Source organism: Nostoc sp. NOS(2021) (assembly GCF_017115025.1).
Classification (GTDB): domain Bacteria; phylum Cyanobacteriota; class Cyanobacteriia; order Cyanobacteriales; family Nostocaceae; genus Nostoc.
The window spans coordinates 1-11,516 of sequence record NZ_JABXKM010000242.1; the positions used below are offsets into that span (position 1 = coordinate 1).

Here is an 11,516-nt window from a genome sequence, read left to right on the forward strand (position 1 = left end):
GCTTTGAAGGTGCGGTGAATATGGCACGCGATATGTACAATGCCATTTACTCGCCTTTGATGAAACTCGCTAAAGATGACATCCGTGGTGAGCAAAAGCTGCCAAGCACCAATGGTAATGGCAACGGTAAAGCAACCAAAGAGCTATCTGAGGAAGTCGTTTCTTTAATTCAACAGCAAGTTAAGGAAGCCACTTCACAGGTCAAACAGCAAGTTAAGGAAACTGCGTCACAGGTCAAACAGCTAGTTAAGGAAGCTGCACCACAGGTTCAACCACAAGCTAAGGAAGTTGCACCACAGGTTCAACCACAAGCTAAGGAAGTTGCACCACAAGTTCAACCACAAGCTAAGGAAGTTGCACCACAGGTTCAACTGCAAGCTAAGGAAATCGCGTCATACATTCAAGAGCGAGCTGGGGAAGTCACAAAATTAATTCAAGAACGGTGTTTGTGGCAGTTTCACTCTCGTGCATGGGATCGGGAAGAAAACATCAATGGTGTTCTCAATATGGCCGCCCAAATCTTGACTGGAGAAAAGGTGGTTCTGGAAACCTTGATCCAGAGGGGTTTTTATGCAGATGCGAAGATCCTTTCGGCTGACCTGGAAATTAGGTTTTCATGGTTAAATAGCATGGAGAACTCGCAAAAGAAAGCAGTCCTGGAATCTGTTAAGGCAATGCTGATCGATATTGTAATAACCAAGTCGAAGAATGGTGAGTTGCATTATTCGCTTTATTAAAGCAATTAGATCGGTAATTCAATCCTCTGGGTGACGCTCTTAGCGTCACCCCTTCTCCCAAAGAGAGAGGCTAGCGTCTGCCGTAGGATGCCCAAAGGGCTGTAGGGAGAAGACCAGACTGCCTCACTAAACGAACGGCGTTGTTGAATTGGAGCATGAATTAGAGTCAAGTCATCCTGTTAGTGTTTGTGCAGAAATTTTCTTACAGAGTAGAGACTTACAGAGTAGAGAGCGATCGCCGCAGACATCGCTCCACTTTCTTAAGCTCAAAATGACACTTCATCTCTTCGTTCAGCAACGCCAAACAAACACGCATCACGAATTCTACACTATCTAGGAGTCAAGAGAATGTCTTTAGTTGTAAAACAGAAAGAACGCAAGGGAATCATCAATCCTATATTTACCTGTCAGCCTGCTGGGGCTGAATATGCTTCCATCGGAATCAAAGATTGTATTCCCCTGGTGCATGGAGGACAGGGGTGTAGTATGTTCGTTCGTCTCCTGTTTGCCCAGCATTTGAAGGAAAATTTCGACATTGCTTCTTCTTCACTCCATGAAAATAGCGCTGTTCTTGGAGGACAGCCACGCATTGAGGAAGGCGTAAAGACCTTAGTAGCACGATATCCCGATTTACGGATTATCCCAATTATTACGACTTGTTCAACTGAGACAATTGGGGACGATATCGAAGGAACCATTAACAAGCTCAACGCCCAGTTAAAGAAAGACTATCCCGATCGCAAGGTTATCCTTGTTCCTGTACATACTCCCAGTTACAAAGGCAGTCAAGTCACAGGCTATAATGTCGGCGTACACGCAATCATTTCTACCCTAGCAAAAAAAGGCGAACCAACTGGCAAGTTGAACATCATCACTGGGTGGCTTAACCCTGGAGATGTCATTGAAGTTAAGCGCATCTTAAAAGAGATGGACGTTCCAGGGAATATCTTACTGGATACAGAATCCTTCGATGCGCCCACCATGCCCGATAAGACAAGTTTTGCCTTTGGGAATACAACCATTGAAGAAATTGCTGATTCTGCCAATGCGTTGGGAACTATTGCCTTATGTAAATATGAAGGAGGCAGTGCAGCCGAATTCTTAGAAGAGAAGTTTAAGGTTCCTGCAATCATTGGCCCAACACCAATTGGGATCAAAAATACCGACATCTGGCTGCAAAATATCCAAAAACTGACTGGGAAAGCAATACCAGAATCTTTAGTCAGAGAACGTGGTAAAGCTATTGATGCGATCGCAGACCTCGCACACATGTTCTTCGCCAACAAGAAGGTTGCTATTTACGGAGATCCCGATTTAGTAATTGGTCTAGCAGAGTTCTGCTTAGAAGTTGAGTTAGAGCCAGTGCTGATGTTGTTGGGAGACGACAACAGAGCCTGCACCAAAGACCCCAGAATTGCCGAGTTGGAGAAGCAAGCGGCCTGTGATATCGAAGTCATCTGGAATGCAGACCTTTGGGAATTGGAGCGCCGCATCAAAGATAAATCCCTCGAAATCGACTTGATTCTAGGTCATTCAAAGGGTCGGTATATTTCTATCGATAACAAAATTCCGATGGTTCGGGTAGGCTTCCCCAGCTTTGACCGCGCAGGTCTGTGGAAATACCCCGTGATTGGCTATAAAGGAGCAGAATGGCTAGCAGATAACATTGCCAACGCCATGTTTGCAGATATGGAGAACAAGCACGAGCGCGAGTGGCTCTTAAACGTTTGGTAAGAGGGTAATATGTATGGGGGATGGCATCTATCCACAGTGGTATTTCTTTTCGTCCACCCCCAACTCTCTTGCCAAATCATTAGATGGTATTTCCATCGGAATTTTACGATACTTAGCAATCCTAGATCAATTGTAAACCAGGCAGCACCCGTTTAAAGAAGTCGGAAGTCGGAAGTCGGAAGTCGGAAGTCGGAAGTACAGTTTTGTAACGGGGATTTTACCCCGATACAAAACTTGCTTATTTATTGAATCGGGGGACTTATATCATGTCCGGTAGCATACCCATAATAAAAGAACCCCACCCCCAACCCCTAAGAGCAGGCGGGGAGGTTAGCTCAAGCGCAGCTTTGGCTCTTTGGGGTTCCGGGTATTATGCTTAATTGCCCGAACATGATATTAAACCCACGGAACTCGTTTAACTGATTAGATCAGAGGGCGGCTCAGTAGCCTGGTTTACGACTCACAAGAAACTGCTACAAAAGCTATTGAAAGATTGGAGAGCGTTCATGACTGCAAGTATAGATCAGAATGTCGTATTTTACGGAAATTTGAGCGAATTGTATCGCTTGGCAAAAGAGGGTAAGATTAAGACCAGTTTACAAGGTAGTCATACCCGCCCCTGTAAATTTTGGACTGCAACCAAGATTTTAAGTGGGATTAAAAATGCGATCGTCATTTCTCACGGGCCGAGTGGCTGTGCTTATGGAGTCAAGCGGGCATACAAGCTGACCAATAGCCGCAATAGTGGATCACCTTATGAACCCGTGGTGACTACGAACATGAGTGAGAAGGCGGTGATTTTTGGTGGAGAAAAAGAATTAAAAGGGGCGATTCGAGAAGTAGATGAAAAATATCATCCCGATGCGATCGTTGTTGCTACTAGTTGTGCGTCTGGTATTATTGGGGACTGTGTTGATGACGTAGTAAATAAAGCCCGCAGCGAAATTGATGCTGAGATCATGACGATACATTGCGAAGGATTCGCCGGGGAGTATCGCAGTGGATTTGATATCGTATTTCGGCAAATCGTAGACTTTATGGAGCCGCCAACTCCAGAAAGAAAAGCACAACTAGCCGATGCTGTCAATATTGTAGGCGCAAAGATGGGCCCTGAAAGGACAGAAGTCGAAACTGATGTTAAAGAACTGGTACGATTGATCGAAGCAATGGGGGCAAGAGTTCACAGCGTCATCGCTGGTGATTGTACGTTAGAAGAACTCAAGCAAGCACCGAGTGCGGCAGTCAACTGTACTTTATGTTTGGATCTTGGCTATACTATCGGCAAAGCCATGTCAGATAAGTTCGGTACTCCGCTAAATTCTACTATCCTTCCCTATGGAATCACCGCTACAGAAAAATGGCTCGAAGGGGCTGCAAAATATTTAGGGATGGAAGAACAAGCGGCTGCTTTGATGGAAAGGGAATATGCCGCAATCAAGACTGAATTTGAAGCAGCTAAGAGTTATATAGAAGGGAAGTTAGCGATTATCGAAGGACATGATGCTATCAAGTGCTTGTCCCTTGCTCACATGTTGGAGCGTGATTTTGGGATGCGTGTAGTAATTTATAACTTCCATCCCTGGAGTACAGAAGCAAGAGAAACCAGTGTAGACTATCTGTTGGAAACAGGATTAGACCCAGAAATCCTGATTACGAAGGGGACGCTAGCCTTTGGCAAGTACGAGTCCATGAAACAAACGGAAGATGAATTACTGGATTTTATTGGTGGTCTTGATCCAGACTCAGTAGTGTATTTTGGTTCTTCCTTGAGTTTCCCCCATATTCCTGTCGTCGATTTAAATGCTATCTTAAATCGTCCCAGATTCGGCTATCGCGGAGCCTTAAAGGTCGCAAAGTGTATTAAAACAGCACTCCAATATGGTTTTAGACCTCGCAGTTCCTTAACCAAGCAAATGGTGTTCCCTAAAAATTCCGGGTTAGCATCTGCTCAATCACTGACCGGAAAACTAGCCCAAGACCTGCCTGATTGTACCGTATATGCAGAGAAGAGACGGGGAAAATGTATGAACGAGTAATATAGCTGGGGACTGGGGACTGGGGACTGGGTTGAAAGTCTGTTTGTATATAGGTTTTATCATCAGTTAATGTCCTAACCTTCTTGTCCGTTGCTATAAATGAAATTTTGTCTAACGGAGAAAATTGTAGGTTGGGTGGAACGTTCGCGTAGCGTCCCGTAGGGAAGTGAAACCCAACATTTCCGAGAGTTTGTTGGGTTTCGTTCCTCAACCCAACTTACGTAGACTACTGCACACTAATTCGGTGGCATCTGATAGGGGCAAAGGCTTAAGCCAAAAATGTTAAGGCGGAAGCCGTTACAAGCTGCGCGAAATACGGAAACGTCAAGGCAGAAGTCGCTACAGGGAAGACAGAAGCCGTTACAGGCTGCACAAAACACGGAAACGTCAAGGCAGAAGTCGCTACAGGCTGCGCGAAACACGGAAACGTTGAGACAGAAGCCGTTACAGAGAAGACAGAAGCCGTTACAGGCTGCACAAAATACGGAAACGTCAAGGCAGAAGCCGTTACAGGGAAGACAGAAGCCGTTACAGGCTGCACAAAATACGGAAACGTCGAGTTATAAGTCGCTACAGGCTACGTGAAACGCATTTACCATAGTCAAACCTTAGAAAAACAGGAGGGAAAAATGTCTGCTGGACTAACTTTTGATAATTGTGACCATAGTAAAGACCCAATCGTTGGCTGTGCCCTTGAAGGTATTGCAACTACGGTTGCTGGCATTAAAGATGTCAGTATTGTGATTCAGTCTCCACAGGGTTGCGCCTCCACTGTCGCAGCTGGGTATGATGCTCATGAGGTTGATTTCACCAAGCGGAAAGTAGGTTGTACTCGTCTTTTTGAGTCAGACATTGTGATGGGAGCGTCTGAGAAACTCAAAGGGATGATCAAAGAGGCGGATAAATCTTTTGATGCTAAGATCATGTTTGTCGTTGGTACCTGCGCGGCAGACATTATTGGTGAAGATATTGCGGGATTGTGCCATCAGCTTCAACCAGATGTCAAAGCTAAACTTGTTCCTTTACTTGCAGGTGGGTTTCGGGGCAATGCTTATGATGGCTTGGATATGGGTTTGGAGGCTTTACTTCCTTTTATAAAAAGAAGGGAGACCAAAAGGAGGGGCAGAAAGCCAAGGATTGTAAATATCATTGCACCACAGGCAAATCTGAATCCTACTTGGTGGGCTGATTTAGAATGGGTAAAGCAGAAGTTAAAATCTTTAAGGATTAAAGTACAGACCGTCTTCTCTCATAATACCTCCTTTGAAGAACTAGAGCAAGCTGGTCAGGCAACCGCTAATATTATTCTTAGTCATGATGTTGGGTATAAGTTTGCTCGGAAAATGCAACAGACTCATGATATCCCTTTGATTCTTGATGATATACCTTTACCAGTAGGTGTAAACAACACTACCCGGTGGTTGAAGGCATTGGCGGCACATTTTAAGATAGAAGAAAAAGTGGAGCCAATCATCAAACAAGGCGAAGAAATGGTTGTAGATACACTTCGCAAACGAGCATTGATGATTATTCCCCGATATCGTAACTGTAGAATTGCCGTATCTGCGGATGGGACGCTTGGCATTGGACTGGTCAGAATGCTCTTTGAAGAATTGGAGATGATTCCAGAAGTCTTATTATTTCGCTCGGCGATGCCTGATTCTCGTTTAATTCTGGAGCGAGAATTAGATAGTCTTGGCCTTGCTCCTCGCGTAGCATTTTTAGCAGATGGCTATCAGATTAAACAGACCTTAGAGGAGTTTGATGTTGATGCGGTGATTGGCTCGGCATGGGAAAAATACATGGCAGAGGAATTGGGAATCAAAATTGCTTTTGATGTATTTAGCCCCACTAACAGAGAAACCTATGTTGACAAGCCATATTTTGGCTATGAAGGCATGATCAATATGATGGAGGTAATTGCTAACGATTGGGATAGAGCTTTTCGTTCCAAAGAGATTAATTGGACATAGAAAAGTATTGTGTCAAGAATGTTTTGATATTCTGATGCGGAGTTATTGAGAAGTATTGTGCTACACGTCTGGAGCAACGGCAGTCGCTACACCGGGGAGTAACTGCCGTTAGCAAAGCGGTAGCGATAACGAGTCCTCTCCTAAAGGGAGACGCCTGCTGTAGCCCGTAACCCTCCCTATGGGGAAGCAAGCTACGCGTAGTGTCTCCTTTAGGAGAAGGGCTGTAGGGCGAACAAGCGTCCGTAAAAGCTTCACCCATAAATAAGAATCTTCTCTCAAAGGGAGAGGCTAATGCCAAGGGGAGCTAGTTCGTTGCCCCAGTCATATCATGTCCGCATAATTAGTTATGCTAACCACGTTTTGATTGATACTTCTCATCAGAAGTTTCGCGATCTGTATCTAGACACTCTTAAAAGTCTTGTGAACCCTAAGAGGGTGTTTATAAAATAATTCTTAAGTGGTTGAGCGACTATGATTACGGGCTAATCGAGGTAACATTAGATGCGTCATAGCGGCGTATATCATTGTTTCACTTGTTTGGAGATGATATTCGTAGTCTTTACTGAGACGACGATAGCGACCTAATCATGCAAGTGTACGTTCCACAACCCAACGTCGAGGCAATACTTTAAAGCCTGAAGTATCATCAGAGCGTTTAACAATCAAGGGTTGCACAGCCAAAAAAATACCTGACCCAATCAACTAGTTTTCCAGCATATCCGGCATCTGCCCAAATTAAATGCAGCTTGGGGAATGAGTATTGAATTTTATCTAGTACCAGTTTTGCTACTTCTGCTATGAACTGTTCTAAGTATGAAGGTTTTTGGATATAAGTTTGAAATCCAGACGCAAGAGCCTTTTTATCTACCTTATCTTCAGAACTACCAGTAAAGGCGATCGCTGGAATCTCTCTTGTTAGTGGAGGTGTAAGTGAACGGACTTTCTGTATTAGCAAATATCCGTTCTCAAATGGCATGGCAATGTCGATAATTAAAAGATATACCGTGAATTGTTTAATAATCTCAAATGCTGCGAAAGCATTAGATGCCGTCATCACCTGGATTCCATAACTTTCAAAAATATAGGTAATTAAAAAAAGGATATCTGTGCTATCGTCCACTACAAGAATCGTCAATCCTTGAAAAATATCTAAGTCTCTTCTATCTTTTTCTGAACGCGTGTCCTCAAAATTGTCTGGCACGATATAATTCCCTCCCTACTTACCTAATCAATTACAGAGGAAGTCATACAAGTGACTAGTTGTAAACAAGCTGCCTAGCAGGCACTATATCAAAAAATTTTCCCCTTATGCAAGCAAATTTGCCATAGGTATGATATTCTTGCTATGTGCTGAGTGCCCTGCTGTAGCAGCCTTTTATCTTTTTTTAGTCTTTTAACATTGCAGAAAAACTGGAAAAGTCGGACTCCGCCAATTCCTTATTACTCATGAACGCAACCACTACCAATCCACAAAGCTACTATACTCGTATCCTGAGCCTAGCTATAGCAGTTTTATTACTGTTACTGGGCATATTTGCCAGTATTGCCTACGGTGCTGCTGATATTTCTACCTCCCAAATACTTACCGCCTTTACCAACTTTGATGACTCCACCGAACACATAATTATCCGCTCGATGCGCCTACCGCGCACACTGATTGCAAGTATAGTCGGTGCTAGTTTGGCTATAGCCGGGGCGTTAATGCAAGGACTGACTCAAAATCCCTTAGCTGCGCCTGGTATCTTGGGGATCAATGCAGGTGCAGCCTTAGCAGTGGTAGTAATGGTCTTTGGCTTGGGTACATCAACACCAGCCCTGATTACCCTTGTAGCATTTCTAGGAGCATTGTTAGCAGCGATCGCAATTTATTCTCTCGGTTCACTAGGACAAGGGGGCGCAACGCCATTGAACTTGACTATTGCTGGTGCAGTTCTAACTGCCTTGCTATCTTCAATTACCACAGGTGTACTGATTTTGAGTGAGCGAACTCTTGAAGAAGTTCGCTTCTGGCTAGCAGGTTCTCTAGCAGGACTAAACTTCAACCTATTTTTGACTGTGTTGCCTTGGATGATAGTGGGGTTATTAACAGCTTTTGCCTTGAGTAGACAGATCAATGTCCTCAGCTTAGGAGAGTCAGTAGCCACAGGCTTAGGTCAGCAAACAGGTTGGATCAAGTTGGCAACAGCATCGAGTGTTGTCATATTAGCGGGGAGTGCTGTAGCATTAGCAGGGCCTATTGGCTTTGTAGGTCTGGTAGTTCCCCATCTAGCGCGGGGAGTGATGGGTGTTGATTATCGTTGGGTATTGCCTTGTACGGCTGTGTTTGGTGCAGATTTACTAGTATGGGCAGATTTAGCAGCCCGTTGGTTAATTAGACCCCAAGAATTGCCTGTTGGCGTGATGACAGCAATGTTAGGAGCGCCCTTTTTGTTGTATCTAGTGCATTGGCGGGTGAAGAGAGGATGATAACAATTCAAAATTTAATACTCGGCAACCAGTCTGTAACTAGAGTATTGTTGGTAGTGCTATTAATAACCCTCGCTGTTTTGGGGATGAGTCTCAGTTTGGGAGATTATCCTGTCCCGCCAGTAGACATAGTAAAAGCTGTTCTGAGTTTACCTACACTTGACCCAGAATCTCCCTTTGTTGTTGTTACTTTGCGTTTACCGAGAGTATTAATCTCGTGGTTGGTAGGAGTAGGCTTGGCAGTTGCTGGTGCAATTTTACAAGGATTGACACGTAATCCTTTAGCTGATCCTGGCATCGTTGGGGTAAATGCAGGTGCAGCCTTTGCAGCGGTGACTTTGATTGTATTATTCCCGACTGTACCTACTATGTATTTGCCCCTGGCGGCCTTTGGTGGTGCTTTTGTCGTGGCCTATCTAATCTACTTGCTAGCTGGGACGGGAGAAAGATCACCTCTGCGCTTAGTGTTGGTGGGAGTAGCGCTCGCGGCAATTATGGGAGCTTTCACTACCTTGATGTTGACTTTCGGTAAAATCAACGACGTCAGTAGAGCGCTGGTGTGGCTGGCGGGTAGTATTGCTGGTAAAAGTTGGGAGCAAGTCTGGCAACTGCTACCTTGGATAGTTGTCTTCGTTCCTTTAGCTTTACTGCTCGCGCGGGAACTTGATACTTTGCAACTGGGTGACTTGGTAGCTAAAGGACTCGGTAGCCGAGTCACATGGCAAAGGAGCAAATTATTGTTAGTGAGTGTGGCGCTGGCTGGAGCAAGTGTGGCGATCGCAGGTACAATTGGCTTTGTTGGATTAATGGCTCCTCATTTAGCACGCTCCCTTGTCGGCTCAATACATAAAAATTTACTGCCAGTGACTGCCTTAATCGGGGGATTATTGGTAGCATCAGCAGATTTTTTGAGTAGGACAATGTTTACTCCGACAGAATTACCCTGTGGTTTACTCACTGCTGCTTTGGGAGCGCCTTATTTTATCTATTTACTATACCAAAGGCGGCGACTATGAGTAGGCTAAAAATAAATTAGGTGTTGCTAATCTTTCATGTGGAAAACTATTCTTCAATTATTATTTTTAAGGTCTGGGAATAAGATTATTAAAGAGTATTTTTCTTGTTAAATACTCTTGGATAATTAATTGCAAATAGCAAATTAATTCGCTATTTATGCACTTTGTTATTGTTTTGATATTAAGTAATTAAACACATCATCTAGTCCTGGATTTACTTATCATATTATTAAGCCTACAAATCGTAGCGATCGCTATTTTTTTTCTCAACTATTTTGGTAACAATTGGAGAGTACTCTAAAAAATAATCTTGAATACCAATAATGAGTGTTTTCTTCTCAGATGAGGCGATCGCTAGGTTAATTCAGGAAGATGTTCCCTACCTAGATTTGACAACCTACGGACTTGGCATTGGCAAGCAACCCGGTGAAATCGAGTTTTCTACCCGTCAACGGAAGTAGAGCGGGCCTTTTACGAGTTGTGATGCGTAAAGCCCCCGTCATTTATGCGGGGGATATAAGCGGATGGCTGAAATTTATTCAGCTAATCCCAGTCTGATATCTAAGTTATTCTGTAAGGCAGAAGATAGTATCCCACTAAATGAGGATAATCCAACAATCTGATATTTGTTACCATTATTAAGTAAATTATCTTCTAACTAAGGAGTATCAAAATATGGAAGTTAGCGCTCGTAATTCCTTAAAAGGAACTATTAAGAAAATTCACCCAGGAGCAGTCAACTCTGAGGTCATATTAGAAATTGTGGCTGGGGTGGAAATAACTGCAATTATTACCAAGGAGTCGGTAGAGCATCTCCAACTTCAAGAGGGAAAACAAGCGATCGCTGTGATTAAAGCGTCGGATGTCATAATTGCTACAGAATAGCCCAAAATAAGTAAATAGGTTGTGGCGATCGCTCTATAAGCGGATCGCTACGATTATCCTCCAGACAGTTAAACTTTTTAGTTCTTTGAATTTATCTACAGGAATTCCAGAAGATAACTTCATCAACTTTGGACATGACCATGATTATAAATTTGGTTCTAAAATGATGTCTAGTCTACCAACTAATGCTGTTGGGGTGATGGATAGAGGCTTCGCGGGATTAAAGTTTATCCAAGAATTGGTACAAGAAAACAAATACTTTGTTTTGCGGATTAAAAACAATTGGAAACTAGAATTTGACGATGTGACTGGATTAATCAAAGTTGGTGCATCTGATGATGCTCAAGCTTATAGAGTGATTAATTTTTGTGATTTATAAACAAAAACTGAGTTTCGCTTAGTAACTAATTTACCTTCATCGGGAGATGCAGCCGTTAGTGATGATGAAATTAGGCATATTTATCGATTACGTTGGGGAGTTGAACTCTTGTGGAAGTTTTTAAAGATGCACTTGAAACTTGACAAATTAATTACCAAAAACGTCAATGGTATCACCATACAAATTTACGTTAGTTTGATAGCTTATCTGATTTTACAGCTTTTATCTATTCCCACACAATGGGGACATACACTATTAGATAAATTCCGCTATCTTCAATCTTGTATGTG

General features: G+C 43.3%; 9 protein-coding genes and 2 pseudogenes. 9 read left to right on the plus strand and 2 right to left on the minus strand.

From position 1 onward, the window contains the following. The 4 genes from vnfG to HWQ41_RS25390 all read left to right on the plus strand — a co-directional run. Nucleotides 1–737, plus strand: a 737-nt coding sequence (gene vnfG, locus HWQ41_RS25375; RefSeq protein WP_292769208.1) for a V-containing nitrogenase subunit delta, incomplete at its 5' end; no start/stop codon positions are given. Between the two features lie 348 nt (nt 738–1,085). Then, nucleotides 1,086–2,471 carry a V-containing nitrogenase subunit beta gene (gene vnfK / locus HWQ41_RS25380; protein ID WP_292769210.1) on the plus strand — a complete coding sequence of 462 codons (1,386 nt, stop codon included), beginning with the start codon at nt 1,086–1,088 and terminating at the stop codon, nt 2,469–2,471. 506 nt (nt 2,472–2,977) lie between these two features. Further along, complete coding sequence (locus HWQ41_RS25385; protein ID WP_292769213.1) at nt 2,978–4,507, plus strand: nitrogenase component 1; 1,530 nt, start codon at nt 2,978–2,980, stop codon at nt 4,505–4,507. Between the two features lie 629 nt (nt 4,508–5,136). Beyond that, nucleotides 5,137–6,480, plus strand: coding sequence for a nitrogenase component 1 (locus HWQ41_RS25390; RefSeq protein ID WP_292769216.1), 1,344 nt, complete (start codon nt 5,137–5,139; stop codon nt 6,478–6,480). 453 nt (nt 6,481–6,933) lie between these two features. Here the strand turns inward: HWQ41_RS25390 and HWQ41_RS25395 are convergent. Continuing rightward, nucleotides 6,934–7,143 (minus strand): annotated as a pseudogene (locus HWQ41_RS25395) (transposase); the annotation flags it as partial. Further along, nucleotides 7,136–7,681, minus strand: coding sequence for a response regulator (locus HWQ41_RS25400; RefSeq protein ID WP_292769219.1), 546 nt, complete (start codon nt 7,679–7,681; stop codon nt 7,136–7,138). The pseudogene HWQ41_RS25395 and the gene HWQ41_RS25400, both read right to left, overlap by 8 nt. 245 nt (nt 7,682–7,926) lie before the next feature. On the opposite strand from HWQ41_RS25400, the gene HWQ41_RS25405 reads away from it, so the two are divergent. The 5 genes and pseudogenes from HWQ41_RS25405 to HWQ41_RS25425 all read left to right on the plus strand — a co-directional run. Further along, on the plus strand, nt 7,927–8,946 hold the full coding sequence (locus HWQ41_RS25405; RefSeq protein WP_292769221.1) for an iron ABC transporter permease: 1,020 nt from the start codon (nt 7,927–7,929) through the stop codon (nt 8,944–8,946). Further along, nucleotides 8,943–9,962 carry an iron ABC transporter permease gene (locus tag HWQ41_RS25410; RefSeq protein WP_366931710.1) on the plus strand — a complete coding sequence of 340 codons (1,020 nt, stop codon included), beginning with the start codon at nt 8,943–8,945 and terminating at the stop codon, nt 9,960–9,962. Before HWQ41_RS25405 ends, HWQ41_RS25410 begins: the two co-directional genes overlap by 4 nt. A 323-nt stretch (nt 9,963–10,285) precedes the next feature. Further along, entirely contained in the window at nt 10,286–10,423 is a 138-nt protein-coding gene (locus HWQ41_RS25415; protein ID WP_292769224.1) for a hypothetical protein, read from the plus strand. 214 nt (nt 10,424–10,637) lie between these two features. Next, a complete protein-coding gene (locus HWQ41_RS25420) occupies nt 10,638–10,847 on the plus strand; it encodes a molybdopterin-binding protein (protein WP_292769227.1) in 210 nt (69 codons plus the stop codon). Nucleotides 10,848–10,914: 67 nt separating this feature from the next. Then, a pseudogene (locus HWQ41_RS25425) lies at nt 10,915–11,516 on the plus strand (IS4 family transposase); the annotation flags it as partial.

Coding starts and splice junctions, on each gene's coding strand:
- vnfK (WP_292769210.1), top strand. CDS start 1,086: ATGTCTTTAGTTGTAAAACAGAAAGAACGCAAGGGAATCATCAATCCT.
- HWQ41_RS25385 (WP_292769213.1), top strand. CDS start 2,978: ATGACTGCAAGTATAGATCAGAATGTCGTATTTTACGGAAATTTGAGC.
- HWQ41_RS25390 (WP_292769216.1), top strand. CDS start 5,137: ATGTCTGCTGGACTAACTTTTGATAATTGTGACCATAGTAAAGACCCA.
- HWQ41_RS25405 (WP_292769221.1), top strand. CDS start 7,927: ATGAACGCAACCACTACCAATCCACAAAGCTACTATACTCGTATCCTG.
- HWQ41_RS25410 (WP_366931710.1), top strand. CDS start 8,943: ATGATAACAATTCAAAATTTAATACTCGGCAACCAGTCTGTAACTAGA.
- HWQ41_RS25415 (WP_292769224.1), top strand. CDS start 10,286: ATGAGTGTTTTCTTCTCAGATGAGGCGATCGCTAGGTTAATTCAGGAA.
- HWQ41_RS25420 (WP_292769227.1), top strand. CDS start 10,638: ATGGAAGTTAGCGCTCGTAATTCCTTAAAAGGAACTATTAAGAAAATT.